We start from the raw sequence: 16,694 nt of genomic DNA, 5'->3' as shown, positions 1-16,694 counted from the left end.
GTGGCCACTACCCCTATCGGGGCGGCGGCCACTTTCGCGTAACAACAGGGATGATCTGCCGTGGCAAAACGACAGAGTGGTGGAGATGCCGGGAATCGAACCCGGGTCCGCATGTCCATAACCAGGTCTTCTCCGGGCGCAGCCTGAAGAATATTTCTCGGCCCCTCACCAACATCAGGCAAGCCGATGAGATGGGCCCAGTCATCTAAAAGTCCCGAACCTCCCGATGACGGAGAGATTCAGCAAGTTCCCTAGATGACGCCAGGAACCAGGTCGGGAACTACCCTGGGCTGACGGACTTCATTGCGCTCGCTTAAGCAGCGAGGGCGAAGTCGGTGCGCTTGGAATCGGCACCTATTAGTTTGCTGGGAGCGTTAACGAGATAACCCAACATCCTCGGCCCGCTTCCCCTGGGAAGTAAACACACGTCGAAACCGATCATCCCCTGTGCAGTTATGTCTCCAGTCTACCGGGGACGCCCGACAATCAACACCCCTACTCTTCTGGGTCAGCACAAAGAGAGAGTCGAGGCCCAATAGCAAGGCGACTCAGCTGACTTGGCCTCACACTAACGCTTCCATCTTGGATTGCTCTGATTGCGGATGTGACGCCCTACCCGGGCGCCACCAATTCCACTGACCTAGCAAAGTCATGGTCGCAGGCAGCAACAAACCACGGATCAGGGTCACGTCAATCACGATTGCGACCACCATCCCGATGCCGACCTCCTTCATGGCGGTCAGCGAGCCCAACGCGAAGGCTAGGAACACGATCGCCATCGCGACAGCGGCGAGCGTCACCACGGGACCTGTTTTTGAGATTCCTTCGAAAACAGCGATCCGGTTCGCTTCACGTGGATCCAAGGATCGGTCCCTGCGTCTCCACTCCTCGTTGATACGCGCGAGGAGGAACACTTGGTAGTCCATCGATAGTCCGAAGGCGAGCATCCCGATGAACAGCGGCGTCGTCACATCAAGGGCTCCCCAGGGATCGAACCCCAGCAACTCACTCGCCCAGCCCCATTGAAATATCGCGACGAGAACTCCCAAGGTAGCGGTGATTGTCAGGGCGTTGAGTAGCAACGCCTTCACTGGCACCACCACCGACTTCGTCAGGACAAACAGCAATACGAACGTCGACCCAATGATAAAGAGCAGGGCGAACGGCAACCGCTGTGTCAGATGATCAACCGAGTCCACCACCTCGGCGGCGGGTCCGCCTACCGCAAATGCAAGTGAAGAGTCGATCTGACGAATAGCTCGCACAAGCGTTTGAGCCTCAGCTCCCGTAGACGTTCCCAGCGGGGTGAACTCCACTACCGTCACCGAATTCGGAAGGTCGGGAACCTGCCGCGCGTCATCAACCATCGCGAGTGACGCCGCCTCGTCAAGGAGAGCATGGACGTCCGGGTCGGATACAGGCGCCTCGACAATCACGGTCACCGGTTCAACTCCGAGATCGTGGAATCCGGTAGTGATCGACTCGTATGCCCCTCGCTCCTCGGTGTCGGCCGGAAGTGAGTGGATGTCGGAACTGCCAAGTGTGAGTGCCACCAAGGGCGTAGCCATGAACAACAAAACACCTGTGACAGTGACTGAAACGTAAATAGGTCGGCGTTGAGCAACCGTGGTGAGGCGCGCCAAAAGTCCTCGTCGATGCTGTGCCGCTGGGTCTCGGCGGCCCCACCTTCGCTCTCCTCGTGCCGGAACTCGAGCGTGAATCACGGCAATGATTGCGGGTACGAGAGTCAACCCGACTGCCGTCGCTCCGATCACCGCTACCGACCCACCGATGGCCATGCCACTGAGCATCGGGTCACCCAGGACGAGCATCCCGCCCAGGGCAATGCAGACGGCAATGCCAGAGACAAGGACAGCCCTGCCAGCTTGCGCCATGGTACGACCCAGAAGAACCACCGGACTTGCTCGTGGATCAAGCTCGCGTTCTTCCTGAAAGCGGGCAATCACCAGGAGGCTGTAGTCGACGGCCAAACCGAGGCCCAGAATCGTCATGATGTTGATCGCAAATTCGCTAACCGAAACTACTGTCACAGCCACCCTCATCAGGAGCAAAGCACTCGCGATCGCTACGAGCGCCGCAAGGATTGGCACACCTCCCACTCGAAAACGCCCGAGCATGAGAGTCAGCAAAACAATCAAAACTAAAATTGCGCCAGCCTCACCGATCGACGCCTCGCGCACAGCTCGGTCGACGAACTCCTGCTCGCCGAGCAACTCTCCGCCTACTTGGACGAGCGGGGCTGGCATAGTACGGAGGATCTCCGCTACCTGATCTGCCACCTCAAGCGCGTCCTCGTCCTCCAGGTCGCCCGAGAGTTCGACGCTCACCAGCGAACTGCGACCATCGTCGCCGATGAGACCGCCAGCCGTGTATGCGTCAATTACCTCAACGACGCCCGGCACTTCGCGGACGCGCTGCATCACGACGGGCGCAGCGGCGACCAATGGTGGCGAGTAGAAATCCTCGCCAGAAAACACTCCCAGGACCATCGGCCCCTCAGGATCCAGTTCGTCTAGGTGCGCGTCGACCTGCATTGACTCAACACCTTGTGGAGCTGCGTCAATATCGACCGTCTTGTCGAAGACAGCGCCACCGAAGATTGCGCCAACGAGGGCAATGACAGTCCACGCCCCAATAAAGACGTACGGGCGGAGCGCCACGGACTTGCCGAGTCTCTCAAGCATGAAATCGAGCCTATCCGCACCATTGATGTGAAGCGTCAGGGTCCCGGCATCGTCTCGATGCCGGGACCCTGACGCTTTAGGTGCTACTTGGTGTACTGGTCGTAGCGGTACAGGAATGCCGCCATGGCGTCACGCTTGGTCAGTGCAGTGGGACGGAACTCCTTAGAGTTGCCCACCGCCCAACCAGTGGTGATGCCGGTGTCAGCAAGCCATGTGATCTCCTCGTAGAACTTGTCGCTGGACTTCAGGTCCTTAAACGGCGACTTCTTAGGAGCGGTCCACGCGGGGCTTCCCGCCGAGCGGTACAAGAACGCAGCGATCGCTTCGCGCGTGATGGGCTCGTAGGGTCGGAACGTCCTGCCCTCCCCAGGTGAGTACCACCCTCGCGAGATGCCTTCCTGGTTCAGCCACACCATCTCCTTGTAGAACTTGGTACTTGGAGTGATGTCCGCAAACGGCGACCGGGCGGGCAGCCGTACTGCAGGCGAACCGGCCTGCCGGTACAAGAATGCTGCCATAGCATTCCGGTCGATCGAATCAAACGGACGGAACTCCTTACCGTTCGGTGTCGACCAACCAGTCGAGATACGCTCAGCGCTCAACCACGAGATCTCCTTGTAGAACTTCGTCGACGCATTCACATCGAGGAACTTCACAGGAGTTGGCTCAGGGTCCGGAGTAGGCTCCGGATCGGGAGTCGACTCCTTGGAGACCGTCACGTCGAACGACGTCGTGATCGATGCGTCCGCGTCGTAAGTCACCGTGAGCTTCACGTCACGTGCAGTCGACGAATCGAATCCGGTCACGGTGAACTCGTCATCGGTCAGAACGTCGGTGGCCGAGTCGGTCCACGTAGACGTGACCTCCAAGCCATCGAGATCCAGTTCGTCACCCACCGTGTAGTCGGTCTTGGTCGGCAACTGCGTAATCTCGATCGACTCCACCGTGGCCGGCTCCTCGGTGTCCTGGCGTTCGCCGAGCGACAGCACGTCGAAGTTGACGTTGCCGTCATCCCCCGACTCGAAGCTCAGCTCGATGGTGTTCGCACCAGCATTGAGTTCCACGTCACGGGTGACGGTCGCCCACTTGTTCCAGGCCCCGGTCCTGGGGAATACCCAGTCCCCGAGGTCCTCACTATTGACGAACAGGCTCACGGCCTTATCGCCGTCGAACGGGTTGGGCCCGTTCGCGTAGCGGACGTTCACCGGATAGGTGCCTGCCTCGTCAACATTGATCGTGACCGAGGTGGAAGAACCTTCGTTCCAGGTGCCGCCCACGTAGCCGGCGCCCGAGTAGCCACTGTGCTCGGTGTCGACGAACGCGCCCGAATCGAGCGTGCCCTCCTCCGCCTCGTACCAGTCGTTCTCCTCAAAGACCGAGACATCAAACGTCGTCGAGATTGACTCGTTCGCATCATAGGTCACCGTGAGTGTCACGTTCCCTGCGCCCGACGAATCGAAGCCGGTCACCGTGAACTCTTCATCGGTCAGCACCTCGCTGGCCGAATCCGGTCCATTCGCCGTGACCTGCAGACCACCGAGGTTGAGTTCTCCACCCACCACATACTCGGTTGTGGTCGGGAGCTGAGTCACCTCGATCGACTCCACGACAAATTCGGGGGCCTCGATCGCCTTGATCTGGATGTCGCGGAACGACACTGTTTCGTTGGAACCGTGGTTCTGGATACCTACGAAACCCCGGGTGAGGTCACGGGCCGGGTCGGTGCTCGCAAAGTCGTTCACGAGCGTCCCGTTGAGATAGACCTTGATGTTCTGCCCGGTCACCTGGATGTCGTAGGCGTTCCACTGACCCACGGGGTTCAGCGATGCCTCGACAGCGTCCGCATCGGCGCCCTGGAACGTGTAGATAGCACCGGTGGTGCGATCTGCGGCGTCTGTTGCGTCGATCTGAATCTCGTAGCCTTGGTTGATGGCGATGTTCGGGTCGGTCCCGGGGTTCGGGAAGCCAACGAACACGCCAGCGTTGTGGTCTGCCACGAGCTTCCAGTCAAGCGTGAGGCTGTAGGACTCAAACTCCTGCTCCTCGTACCACAGGAGGCCCAGGCCGCCCGAGGTCATCAGAGTGCAGTCCGCCTGCCGTCCGAATGAGCCAGTTCCCGCGTGCTTCCAGTTCTCGAAACTCGCGAGAGTGCCGTCGAACAGTGAGGTGTAACCCTCGTCGGGATCCAGCGGTGTGCAGATGTCGAGCGTATCCCCCACCGACAGGGCGTCGATGTTGACGTTGCCGTCATCGCCCTCGTCGTAACGAAGGGCGACGGTGTTGACGCCCGCGTTGAGCTCAACGTCTCGAGAGATCGTCGTCCAGGTCTTCCAGTCGGGAAGGCCCGGCAGCGTCCACGGTCCCACCTTCTCGCCGTTGACGTACAGGGACAGATCCTTGTCACCGGGAGCGGGATTTGGTCCGCTTGCGTATCGCAAATGGATGGGATGCGTCCCGGCTTCATCGACGGTCACGGCGAAGGAAACACCGGTGCCGACCTCCTGGATGGCGTCAACGAAACCGGTACCGGAGTAACCGTTGTGCTCGGTGTCCACTCCTGCGGTGCCGGTCAGCGCCGACTCCTCGGCCTCGTACCAACCGTTGTCGGCCGGGGCCTCGTGGCCGGGAAGCGAGTTGAGCGTGTACCAGGCTTCGGTGCTCCACAGCTCCTTCTCGGTCGCGGATTCGAACGGTCGCGGGGACCGCAGGTGAACCACATGTCCTGGCTGGAGGCCGTCGACCGCGAGGGTGACCGTGCTGCCGTCCTCCGAGACGGTGGCATCGGTGACGAACAGCGACTCTTCGCCGATCTTCGGTCCGCCGTACTGAGCCGTGGGCGTGTAGCTCCACTGCTTCACTGCGTAGGAGTCCGCGATGTTTGTCGCCGTCTCCGCGGAGATGGGCTCCGTGTACTCGATCTCAAAACCGCCCTCGACGACGCGCATCTCCTTCATGTCGAAGGTGTCCTCGCTCAGGGGAGAGAGCTTCTGGAGGCCGTAGCGCAACTTGCCCGACTCTCCCCAGTTGCCACCCTCACCGGTGCCGCCGATGTACAACGAACCGTCCGGGCCGTAGAGCACGCGGTTGACACCGACCTCGAGCCCTGCGGTGTGGCGGAAGGCCGCACCCTGGTACTCGCCGTCGACCTCTTCAATGAAGGCGCGCTGCACACCGCCGTAGGTCACATCTCCGAACAGCATCTGTCCGGCGAAGTCACCGTTCTCCACGAGCACGGGCGTGCTCGGGGAGTTTCCGATCTCGTTCTGCGGCAGCCACACGACGGGCGGCGTCACCGGGTTCGAGTCGAAGGGTCCGGCCGGGTTGGTGTAGTGGTTGAAGAAGCGATCCTGCTCGACGTGCACGAGCTTCGAGCTTGGCAGCCATCCTCCCTGGTTGTCCATCGCGAAGATCTCGCCGTCGGGGCCGAAGCCGATGCCGTTAGGGGTACGCAGGCCACCGGCGACGTAGGACAGGTCTCCGGTTTCGCGATCAATCGCGATCGTGGTGCCACGGTTTTCGGCAGGCTGCGGGTTGGTAGTCGCACCGCCGTTGTTGATCGCGACCGACAAGTTGACGTAGAAGTTGTCTTCGTCGTGGATCAGGCCGAAGGCAAACTCGTGAAAGTTGCCACCATCGGGCCATTCCGCGAGCGTGGTGTGCACGTCGTAGAAGCCATCGCCGTCGGGGTCGGTCAACTCGGTGAGCTGGTGTCGCTCCGAGACGTAGATCGAGTCGCCGATCACATCGACGCCCATCGGGTTGAGCAGGTCGGTAGCAACCTTGGTTGCGGTGACATCCTCGGGTCCGTTGGCGTCGCCCGCTCCCTCGACAAGGAAGACCTCGCCAGGCTCTGCGTTTGGCACCCATCCACCCGAGCTCACGGATCCGGTGGTGCTGACGATCAGCTCGCCATCGTCGTTGAACGCCATGCCGGACACCTTGGGCTCGAAGCCCTCGGGACGGATATCCACCAGGTCGTAGTTGGGGTTCACGGTGTCAAGGCGGAGGCCGTCACCCGCGGTGTCCTGCGCACCCTCGCAGTACTTGAAGCCCGGTGCGGTGACGCGGACCACGTTCGCTTCGGTGCTAAGCACGCTCTCGGGAACCACGTTGTACTCGCTCGTACCGGGCGGGCTCCACTCGAGGGTGAGCACCTGGTCGAATCGGTCGTCGAAGTGCTCGACGAACAGGTCATGCTCTCCGGCGGTCAGTGAAACGCTGCCATCGACCGTTTCGGGACCGTGGAGGCCGTCGTTGATGATGATCGGATCACCGTTGATGTGCAGTGCCGAGCCGTCGTCGCTGGTGAGGCGGAAGCCATAGTCACCGTCGGTCGGCACTGTGAGCGTCGCCGTGATGTGGGTGACGAAGTAGTCCGTGCCACCGAAGTCCTCATTGGACTCGAGGTCGATAACGGAGATAAGCCGGTCAACGTTAGGGGTCTGACCTGACTTCAGCGTGCAAAGTTCGGTCATGCCGGGCGGCATGTGATACGTGCGCATGGTTGCGCCAGGTTCTTGCTCTGTCTCGGCTGCGGCGGGAGTGCTCAATCCGGCGACGAGCAGGCTCGCGCACAGCGCGCCCACCCCGATTGATCGAGGTTTCACACCTTGGTAGGTGGTGCGCCGATTTGGCGCTCCATGAAAGAGGGGCATCGTTGCTCCTTGTCGTAGGGAAACTGGAGATCGAGGCATCCTTGCCACCTTCTCCAGCACATTACGTCGCCACGCTACACAACTTTTGCCTCAAAAACGACCACTTATGTACTTTCTTCGACAAAGGCTCGTTGCTTCCCATTTTGTAGGGACATCAACATGGCAAGAGAGCATTCTCCATACGAATCCGCCCAAGATTGGAAGGATTTGGTAACGATAGATAACGGTGGGACAGCGAAAGTTCGGTACTTGTGTATCGGCCCGCCAATCTTTGGTTTTTAATTGACCATCTTTTGCGTGTCTAAAACCATATCTCGACACGAGATTTGGTGAAGCCCGTCATTTTGAGTGTCTTTGGACCGGTTCTCACTACCGTGTTCGTCTCTCCCCGGCCGACGCTTCTCCTACCAGAACCGCGTTTGTCTGAGGAGATCCGCGGGCGTCCTCAACGGTCTCGGCGTATCTTCCATCGCCACCCACTCGGGCGGCACCTCGTGGTCGCCAGACGGCGAACGATATCGATGGCCGAGCAGTGGGTCCCAGTAGCGGTGCAGTCAGAGGGTCCGGTCTACCAGCCGCCGCCACCGCCGCCAAATGAGCCCCCGCCGGAGAACCCGCCGCCGCTGAAGCCGGAACTTCCACTCGTGCTGGGGGTCGGGGCGCTGATGGCAGAGTCGACCTGCGAGGCGAAACTGTCCATCTGGTGTCCGAAGCCCTGAGACGCGAGCCAGAAACCGCCAATCGCATAGCCGCCGTACCAGGCCGGCTCAGGCATCGAGTACCCCTGAGCGGCGAGCGCCTCAAACTTCTTGGACCACTTGTCCGCGATTCCGAAGGCGATCGCATACGGCAGGTAGCGACTGAAGATGTCCTTGCCCTCTTCAAAACGCAACTGTTCAGCATCGGCCGTCTCGAGGTACAGCTCGAAACCCTGGGTCTGCGCGAGGACACGCGTGCCCTCAGCGGTGCGCGCTGGGGCTGCCTTGATGGTGGCCAACATCATCACACCGAAGATCACAAAGGGAACTGCGATCAACGCGTACGTAGTCGTGGCGAAGAGGAAGATGAGCGCGCCAAGGCCGAACAGCAGCATGAAAGTGCCCTTCATCCCCCACGCCATGCGCGCCGTCGCTGGGTTTCCTCGGAACCACCCCAGGTCGGTCACGTTCGCGTACATCTGGGACTGCACCATCCCCATGTCCGCGGCGAACGTCGTCTTCAGCGCGGAGAGCGTCACACTCTCGCGGCCCTCGAAGATCGCCTCAAACAGGCTGCGCTCGTACGCGACCATGCGCCCGTCGGTCGGGAGTAGCTTGACGAGCGTGTAGTCGGACGGTTCCGCCTCGGGGCGAGTCGCGTCCACCACCGGGTCGATGCGCAGGAATCCTCGCACCGCGAGGTCGACGATGGTCGCGGTGACGTCGCGTGGGTCGGCCTTCTCGTCGATCAATGTCCCCAACTGTCCGGGGTGCAGGCCGGGCGGCGGTTGAAACTCGACCGCAACGGGAGTCTTCTTGTCGCGCCTGGTGACCCCGGCATCGTCTCCCAAGCCGGGGCGCAGCCCCGGGGTGAGGTCCGCGAACTGTTCGTCGGTCGCCTTGCGCCGTAGTGACGGGATCAGAAGCAACAACCCACCGGCGAGGATGACGAGGCTGCCACCCACCGTCAGTGGCGTAATAGCGACCAGGTCAGAGAAGTCCTCGCGCTCGTGCAGCGAGGGTGTCGTGTCGAACGAACCCTGCGGGTACAACGTGTCGACGGTGAACGGCGTGTAGGCATCGATGTGCCCCTGTCGGAATACAGTGGTCGCACCGTTCTCGGTGACGGCGTCACATGCTGTGTCACCGCCGGCTTCACCGGTGAAACACTGTGCTCGGGTCGCGTCGATGGGCGAGTTGACGGTGACCGTCATGCCCGAGATAGGGGTCGCCCACGAATCGCCCACCACGTTGAGATAGAACTCGTCGCCGAGGTCCGATGTGTTCATGACGTGGTCGACCGTGTACGTCAACACGTAGGTCTGGGTGCCAGAGACATCGTCCACATACTGGGAGCCCACCCGGAACTCCATCCAGTTGTCGCTGTAGTTCACGCTGAGGGTGTCTGGCGCGCCGGAGGGCGACGTCACCGCTACATCGGTAATGAAGTAAGAACGATCGTAGTCATCGTCATAGTGCACCCGCGTGGGGAAGGTCCAAATGACCCCGTGACCCGGGTCGTCGCCAAAGTCGAAGTCGATGTCGGTCGTCACGTGAATCGGCCCCTCAGCGGTGAGGTCGTACGTGGCATCCCAGCGCGTGACCTGGCGGCCCGGAAAGTCGTCCGGCTCTGTCGTGGCTGCGCCATGTGCCGCGGTAGGGACGAGCACCGCGACTGCGGCGAGTACGAGGGAGCCAAGAATACGCATGGCTCCCATCATGCCGTGGTTAGTGGCCTTGCTTGCGCAGGCTCATCGCCCGCTGGGCCTCACGGTTGTCCTGCTGCTCGCGCAGCGTCTGGCGCTTGTCATGCAACTTCTTACCGCGGCCGATGCCGATTTCGATTTTGGCGCGGCCCTTCACGAAGTAGAGCTTCAGCGGGATGATGGAAAAACCCTTCTCACGGGTCTTAATCGCCAACTCGTGAATCTGAGCGCCATGGAGCAGAAGCTTGCGCCGACGCTTGGCCGCGTGATTGGTCCACGTGCCCTGCGCATACTCGGAGATGTAGACGTTCTCGAGCCAGGCCTCGCCGTTGTCGATCGCGACATAGCCGTCGCCGATGGTGGCTCGGCCCGCACGCAGCGACTTGACTTCGGTGCCCGTGAGCATCAACCCGGCCTCAAAGGTCTGGTCAATGAAGTAGTCGTGGCGCGCGACGCGGTTCGTTGCGACGACGTTGATCTTTTCCTCGGCCATGACTCACCTCCTCGACTCGTAACGACGCATGGCTTGCGGTGCGACCTACGAGTGTATGCCCTTCTGTCAGGGTATGGACCCCAGCAGGCTCATCGGATCAACCCAGGAGCCATTGACGTAGACCTCAAAGTGCAGGTGGCAGGCGGTGGAGTCGCCGGTCGTGCCGGAGTAACCAAGCAACTGGCCGACCTTAACTTGCTGCCCAGTGCTGACCGCGAAGCCGGAGAAGTGGTTGTAGTCGGACATCACGGAGTTACCGTTGACGATGCCGTGGTCGATCATGACCTGGTTGCCGTAGTGGGGGCGGTACTCCGCCCACAGCACCTTGCCATCCGCCGCTGCGTAGATGGGAGATCCGCAGTACGCCCGGAAGTCCGTACCCGAGTGCAGACGCGTGTAGTGGAAAATCGGGTGGTAGCGCATCCCGTAGTTCGACGTAATGTACGGGACTTTAGTGGGGAACTTGAGGAACCCGGACCCCACGACGCCCTGCTCGCCGGCTGCCTTGGCAGCGGCCTCGGCCTCTTCCTGGCTCTTCTTCTCGGCTAGCGCCTTCTTGCGAGCGGCCTCCTCGCGGGCCTTCTTCTCCGCGGCCACCTTCTTGGCCGCGAGGTCCTTGACCTCGGCCTTGGCCGCGGCCTCGATGGCCTCCTGCTTCTTCTGGTCCGCGATGAACTGCTGGCGCTTGGTCTCGAGGAGGTCCTTCTGCTTCTGCACCTGGTCGAGCAGCGCGTCGACAGCGTCCTTCTTGCGCTGGGCCTCGTCGCGAGCGGCGTCGGCGATGACGACCAGCTCGTCTGCCTGGATCTTGAGGTCGCTGATGTAGTCGCGCACGGCCACCTGGCGCGTGCCGCGGTTGCGGTTAATGGCGGCGATCTCCTCGACCTCGCCCAGCGCGTTGGACTCGACTCGCGACAACGAGTGCTGCACGGTGAAGTCGTTCACAAACTCGGAGGAGGTCTTGGCGCCAAACACCACCGACAGGCTGTCTTCCTGACCGGCGCCCTTGTAGGACTCGCGGGCTAGCGCTGCGACGGTGTCCTGGAGGGCGGCGACCTTCTCGTTGTCGCTGTCGATCTCCTTGGTCAGAGCCTCGTCCTGCGCCTCCGCAGCGTCGAGTTTGTCAGCGACGATGCCCTGCTGAACGATCGCCGAATCGACCCGGTCCTGCGCCTCCTTGAGTTCCTGCTGAAGCGGAGGTAGCTGCTCGTTGAGTTCGGTCAGTTTGTCGTTCGCCTCGATGATGCTGGCGTCCGTGTCCTCGAGCGCGGATTCCAGCTGTTCCTGACGCTTCTTGGCGGCCGCAGCTTCGTCGTTCTTCTTGTCGATCTCCTTGTCCCAGTCGGTCTCCGTGCGGACCTCGTTGGGTGACGCGATGGCGGTGGAGAAGGCGTAGCCAGACACCAGCAGCACCAGCACGATGGCTGCGGCCAGGGCGATAATTCTGCGGGAGATGATCATGCGCGCGTGTACTTTCCGAGCGTGATAAACGAGGCGACAGCCGCGAGCCCGATGGCGATCACGAGCAGCCACGGCGCCACGTTCAGGACATCATCACCGCCCACGTATTGGACCCAGTCAACCGACTGCTTGAGCCAGTCCTCCACCAGGTAGCGCACGCCAAACCAAAGGGTGACGACGGCGAGCACGGCACCGGCAGTCGCGGCCACCGCGCCCTCGAGCATGAACGGCAACTGGATGAGCGAGCGCGAGGAACCTACCATCCGCATGATGTTGGTCTCCTTGCGCCGGCTCAACGCGCTCAGCCTGACGGTGGTCGTGATCAGCAGAATGGCGGCCACCAGCATCACGATGGCGAGCCCGGCCGTCACGAGCGTCGCGGCGTCCATGAAGCGGAAAAGATCGGAGAAGATTTCCCGTTGGTCCTGCACTGTTTCTACGCCGGGTAACCCGGCCGTGGCATCGGCTACTACCTGGAACTGTTCGGGGTCCGCGAGCTTGACGCGGAAAATGGGCTGCATCTGGTCCGCGGTGAGCGAGGAGAAGACGCCGTCGGAGTCTTGCGCAATGAACTTCTCGTAGGCCTCTTCGCGCGACTCGTAGTAGACGCTCTGCACCAGGTCGCCCACGGCGCCGTTGTCGAGCACTTCCTTGATGGAGTCCTCCTGCACGGTGGTGACGGGACCGGCGGCGCACTGCTCGGTGCGCGCGTTCTCCGGACACAGGAAGATCGACACCTCGACCTTGCCGTACCAGTCGTCCTGCAGCTGGCCCAGCTGCACCTGGATGAGCGCGGCGGAGCCCACAAAGGTGAGCGACACAAAGGTGACCAGGATGACGGACAGCGCCATCGTGGAGTTGCGGCGCAGTCCATTCCAGACCTCACCAAAGATAAATCGGAGCCTCACGCGCGCTCCAATCCGTACACACCGCGGTCCTGGTCACGTACCACGTGTCCGCCCTTGAGCTCGATCACGCGCTTGCGCATCTGGTCCACGATCTCGTCATCGTGGGTCGCCATCAGGACGGTGGTACCGGTGCGGTTGATGCGGTCCAGCAGGCGCATGATGCCCACTGACGTGCCGGGGTCCAGGTTTCCCGTGGGCTCGTCGCACAACAGGATGGGCGGGTGGTTGACGAACGCGCGCGCGATCGCGACGCGCTGCTGTTCACCACCGGAGAGCTCATGGGGCAGGCGCTTCTCCTTGCCGGCCAGGCCCACCAGTTCGAGCATCTCCGGGACAGAGGAGTTGATGGTGGCGCGGTTCTTGCCGATCACCTGTAGCGCGAACGCCACGTTTTGAAACACGGTCTTGTTGGGCAGCAGGCGGAAGTCCTGGAACACGGCGCCAATTTCGCGGCGCAGGTGAGGCACGCGCCAGCTCGACAACTTGTTCAGGTGGCGTCCCGCGACGTACACATTGCCGGACGTGGGTCGCTCCTCGCGCAGCACCAACTTGAGGAACGTCGACTTGCCGGAGCCGGACGAACCCACCAGGAAGACAAAGTCTCCACGCTCGATTTCGACGTCCACGCCATCGAGGGCAGGACGCGCACCACGGGTGTAAACCTTGCTTACGTTATCTAGTCGAATCATGTTTCCGGGCGCGAGGGGAAGGACTCGTGCCACCGGCATCGTAAGCAAGCCCCTCGAGGCGCTCGGGAAGGCGCGCCGATGCGTGTCGTGTGGGGGTCGTCACACGCTCGTTTCCCGTTCGGAAACGCGTTCAGGCAGACGATGCCGGGGCCGGCTTTCCCTGTCGCGCTCACCAGTCTTCCGTGGGCAACCCGCTTCCGCGCGTTCCGTCGTGAAGGACCGCATCCACCTCGTCCTTCGCGAAGGGCACTACGTCCCGTAGAGAAGGGGCAAGTGGCAGGACGTCCTTCACGACGGCACGCAGGGCGCTTCAGTATTGATTGGCTCGGTGCATCGTGGGGAAGCCCCGGAGTCCAGAGAGGCCAGGAGCCGGGAGCCTGGTGCCGCGCGCGGGGAGCGGTATGCGGGGACCTAGTCGTCCTGGCCGCGGCGCCAGCGAATGCCGGCGTCGATGAAGGCGTCGATGTCGCCGTCGAACACTCCGGTGGTGTTGCCCGACTCGTGCTCCGTGCGCAGGTCCTTGACCATTTGGTACGGGTGCAGGACGTAGGAGCGCATCTGGTCGCCCCAGGACGCCTTGATGTCGCCCGCGAGCTCCTTCTTCTGCGCGGCCTCCTCCTGCTTCTTGAGCAGCAGCAAGCGGGACTGCAGCACGCGCATCGCGGCGGCACGGTTCTGGATCTGGCTCTTCTCGTCCTGCATGGACACCACGGTGCCAGTAGGAAGGTGAGTGATGCGCACGGCGGAGTCGGTGGTGTTGACGGACTGGCCGCCGGGGCCGGACGAGCGGAACACGTCCACCTTGATGTCTGTGTCCGGAATCTCGATGTGGTCGGTGCCCTCGATCAGGGGGATGACCTCGACGGCGGCGAAGGAGGTCTGGCGGCGGCCCTGGTTGTCGAACGGACTAATGCGCACCAGGCGGTGCGTGCCGGCCTCGACGGACAGGTTGCCAAAGGCGTAAGGGGCGCTGACCTCGAAGGTCGCGGACTTGAGTCCGGCCTCTTCGGCGTAGGACGTGTCCATCACCTTGGTGGCAAATTCGTGGCGCTCGGCCCACCGCAGGTACATGCGCAGCAGCATCGCGGCGAAGTCGGCGGCATCCACTCCGCCTGCACCCGCGCGGATAGTGACGACGGCGTTGCGCTCGTCCCACTCCCCCGTCATCAGGGTGCGCACCTCCATCGCAGTGAGGTCCTTCTTGAGGGTGGCGAGTTCACCCTCCGCCTCGGTGAGGGTGTCGGCGTCGTCGCCCTCCGTGCCCATCTCCACCAGCACCTCGAGGTCGTCGATGCGCTGCGTGAAGGAAGCGAGCCGGTCCAACTCACCCTGCGCGTTGCTGAGCGCGCTGGTCACGGCCTGAGCATTGTCCTGGTCGTCCCACAGGTCCGGCGCGGTGGCCTGTTGCGAGAGGTCGGCGACCTTCTCGCGCAGTGCATCCGGGTTGGAGACGGCCTCGATCTGCGCGAACGTCGCGCGCAGCGCGGAGATTTCAGCAGGAAAGTCGATGGCAGCCACAACGAGCCATTCTAGTCCGAGCGCGAGGCAGTGCCCGTATGCTCGACGCATGAGTAGCGAAGTAGCCGAGAAGCGAATGCACCGTCAGCTCATGCGTCTTGCTATCCCGGCTATCGTGATCGGCATCCTGTCTGCGGTGTTGCTGTGGGCGATCGACACCTTCGCGGAGGTCATCGAGCACGCTATTTGGGAGTCGCTGCCCGATGCGCTGGGCGCGGCACCCGACGCTGCGTGGTGGATCATCGGCGTGCTGTCCGTGACGGGCGTCGCGGTCGGCGCGATCATCAAGTTCGCTCCCGGCCATGGTGGACACGACTCCGCGACTACCGAGTTGATCGCGCCCGTCCTGAAACTTAGCGCGCTCCCTGGGGTCGCCGCCGCGCTGATCCTGGGCCTGGCCGGGGGCGTCAGCCTGGGCCCCGAGAGTCCCATCATCGCGATCGCCGTCGCCCTCGCAGTCGCGCTGTGCCGCAAGTTCGCCCCGCGCGTTCCTCCGGCCTATGTACTGATGATGGCCGCCGCCGGAATGCTCGGCGCGATGTTCGGCACGCCCGTCGCCGCCGCCCTGCTCCTCACCGAGACCGTGGCCGCCGCCAAGAAGGGCGGGCTGCTGTGGGACAGGCTCTTTGGCCCCGTCGCCGCCGCGGGAACGGCCGCGCTAGTCGCGGACGAGCTTGGCATCTCGATCGCGGGTGGCGGATTAGTCCCCACCTACGCAGGGCCCGAGTGGTGGCACGTCCTGCCCGCCATCCCTATCGCGCTGGTCGCGGCGCTCGTCGGTATCGCGGCCGCGTGGGCCATGCCTCGACTTTGGCGCCTCTTCCGCACCCTGAAGAACCCGCTGCTCTACGTGACCGCCGGAGGCGTCATCCTAGGGATCCTGGGAGCGATCGGTGGTCCCATCACCCTCTTCAAAGGAAGCGACCAAACCGCCGAGCTGATCGGACAGGCGGACTCCATGAGCGCATGGGCGCTCATCGGCGTTGCTGCGATCAAGGTGGCGGCACTGGTTGTCGCCGCCGCTGCGGGGTTCCGTGGCGGCCGCATCTTCCCCTCACTCTTCATCGGCGTCGCCATTGGTCTCACTGTCCACTCGCTGTTTCCCGGCGTTCCACTCGCCCTGTCGTTGGCATGCGGAGTCCTGGGCGTAGTACTCGCTGTTGGGCGCGACGGCTGGCTCGCCCTATTCTTGGCGACCGCCATTGCCGGCGACGTGTCGATCATTTCCATCATGTGCATCGTCGTGTTGCCGGTATGGCTCCTGGTCACGTCAGCCCCGGAGATGATCGTTCACGATGAGAAGGAGCTCGAGGCGGAGAAGGCCGACCCGCTCTTCTAGCCGCGGGCCCCTCCCTCCCAGCTACGCAGCGGTGCGAATGAGCTTCTTGTTCACGAACTCGTCCGCCGCCAACAGCCCCATCTCCCGCGAGGTGCCGGACCGCTTGACCCCGCCAAAGGGCAGCTAGGGACTGTCTGCGAGCACGCAGTTGATATAGACCATGCCCGCGTCAATAGACTCCGCAACTCGCGTGGCCTGGTCGGGGTCCGTGGTGTACACGTAGCTGCCCAGCCCGTAGTCGGTAGCGTTGGCGAGGTCCACGGCCTCCTGCTCGCTAGTCACCTTGTAGATCGTCGAGGCCGGCCCAAACAGCTCCTGGCGGCACAGGTCCATCTAGAGCGTCACATCAGTGAGACCGGCACGGCGTCCCCACGGAACTCAAAGTGATAGGAACTGGGCGCAGCAACATTCTTCCAAGCCAAACCCGAAAAGCTAGCCAAGTGAATTGTCACCAATCGGTGCGGCAGTCCCGTGCGGCAGACCCGTCGGGTCTGAGAGCGCTAATAAAGGTGCGGCCCTGGA

At 62.5% G+C, this 16,694-nt stretch carries 9 protein-coding genes, 1 other RNA gene and 1 pseudogene; 1 reads left to right on the top strand and 10 read right to left on the bottom strand.

What is annotated here, in order from left to right; all coding sequences use genetic code 11:
- Window positions 1–77: 77 nt before the first annotated feature.
- The 9 genes from ssrA to prfB all read right to left on the bottom strand — a co-directional run bounded on the left by ssrA (window position 78) and on the right by prfB (window position 14,833).
- Window positions 78–446, bottom strand: a transfer-messenger RNA (tmRNA) gene (gene ssrA / locus AOP73_RS06590).
- A 117-nt stretch (window positions 447–563) separates the two neighbouring features.
- Complete coding sequence (locus AOP73_RS06585; RefSeq protein WP_061964054.1) at window positions 564–2,705, bottom strand: MMPL family transporter; 2,142 nt, start codon at window positions 2,703–2,705, stop codon at window positions 564–566.
- 83 nt (window positions 2,706–2,788) lie between these two features.
- Window positions 2,789–7,360: a 3-keto-alpha-glucoside-1,2-lyase-like domain-containing protein gene (locus AOP73_RS11755; RefSeq protein WP_084626608.1), complete on the bottom strand. Its 4,572-nt coding sequence runs from the start codon at window positions 7,358–7,360 to the stop codon at window positions 2,789–2,791.
- A 568-nt stretch (window positions 7,361–7,928) separates the two neighbouring features.
- Window positions 7,929–9,767, bottom strand: coding sequence for a DUF2207 domain-containing protein (locus AOP73_RS06575; protein ID WP_160295444.1), 1,839 nt, complete (start codon window positions 9,765–9,767; stop codon window positions 7,929–7,931).
- 19 nt (window positions 9,768–9,786) lie between these two features.
- Window positions 9,787–10,257 carry an SsrA-binding protein SmpB gene (gene smpB, locus AOP73_RS06570; protein WP_061964050.1) on the bottom strand — a complete coding sequence of 157 codons (471 nt, stop codon included), beginning with the start codon at window positions 10,255–10,257 and terminating at the stop codon, window positions 9,787–9,789.
- A 66-nt stretch (window positions 10,258–10,323) separates the two neighbouring features.
- Window positions 10,324–11,718 (bottom strand): M23 family metallopeptidase, encoded by a 1,395-nt coding sequence (locus tag AOP73_RS06565; RefSeq protein WP_061964048.1) that lies wholly within the window; start codon window positions 11,716–11,718, stop codon window positions 10,324–10,326.
- Window positions 11,715–12,626, bottom strand: a complete 912-nt coding sequence (ftsX, locus tag AOP73_RS06560) for a permease-like cell division protein FtsX (RefSeq protein ID WP_061964046.1) — start codon at window positions 12,624–12,626, stop codon at window positions 11,715–11,717. The genes AOP73_RS06565 and ftsX overlap by 4 nt, the downstream gene beginning before the upstream one ends.
- Entirely contained in the window at window positions 12,623–13,315 is a 693-nt protein-coding gene (gene ftsE, locus AOP73_RS06555) for a cell division ATP-binding protein FtsE (RefSeq protein WP_061964044.1), read from the bottom strand. The genes ftsX and ftsE overlap by 4 nt, the downstream gene beginning before the upstream one ends.
- Before the next feature lie 411 nt (window positions 13,316–13,726).
- The gene (prfB, locus tag AOP73_RS06550) at window positions 13,727–14,833 is read right to left on the bottom strand and encodes a peptide chain release factor 2 (RefSeq protein ID WP_152650555.1); all 1,107 of its coding nucleotides are present in this window, start codon (window positions 14,831–14,833) and stop codon (window positions 13,727–13,729) included.
- Between the two features lie 49 nt (window positions 14,834–14,882).
- On the opposite strand from prfB, the gene AOP73_RS06545 reads away from it, so the two are divergent.
- A complete protein-coding gene (locus AOP73_RS06545) occupies window positions 14,883–16,172 on the top strand; it encodes an ion channel protein (protein ID WP_061964040.1) in 1,290 nt (429 codons plus the stop codon).
- A gap of 21 nt (window positions 16,173–16,193) precedes the next feature.
- Here AOP73_RS06545 and AOP73_RS06540 read toward each other — a convergent pair.
- Window positions 16,194–16,505: pseudogene (locus tag AOP73_RS06540) on the bottom strand (aldehyde dehydrogenase family protein); the annotation flags it as partial.
- Between the last annotated feature and the right edge of the window lie 189 nt (window positions 16,506–16,694).

It is taken from the genome of Demequina aurantiaca, assembly GCF_000975135.1.
Classification (GTDB): domain Bacteria; phylum Actinomycetota; class Actinomycetes; order Actinomycetales; family Demequinaceae; genus Demequina; species Demequina aurantiaca.
This window is presented reverse-complemented; position numbering and strand designations above follow the sequence as displayed.

Bases quoted from the DNA above. Each gene is read 5' to 3' on its own strand.
- AOP73_RS06585 (WP_061964054.1), bottom strand. From the start codon at position 2,705: ATGCTTGAGAGACTCGGCAAGTCCGTGGCGCTCCGCCCGTACGTCTTT.
- AOP73_RS11755 (WP_084626608.1), bottom strand. From the start codon at position 7,360: ATGCCCCTCTTTCATGGAGCGCCAAATCGGCGCACCACCTACCAAGGT.
- AOP73_RS06575 (WP_160295444.1), bottom strand. From the start codon at position 9,767: ATGCGTATTCTTGGCTCCCTCGTACTCGCCGCAGTCGCGGTGCTCGTC.
- smpB (WP_061964050.1), bottom strand. From the start codon at position 10,257: ATGGCCGAGGAAAAGATCAACGTCGTCGCAACGAACCGCGTCGCGCGC.
- AOP73_RS06565 (WP_061964048.1), bottom strand. From the start codon at position 11,718: ATGATCATCTCCCGCAGAATTATCGCCCTGGCCGCAGCCATCGTGCTG.
- ftsE (WP_061964044.1), bottom strand. From the start codon at position 13,315: ATGATTCGACTAGATAACGTAAGCAAGGTTTACACCCGTGGTGCGCGT.
- AOP73_RS06545 (WP_061964040.1), top strand. From the start codon at position 14,883: ATGAGTAGCGAAGTAGCCGAGAAGCGAATGCACCGTCAGCTCATGCGT.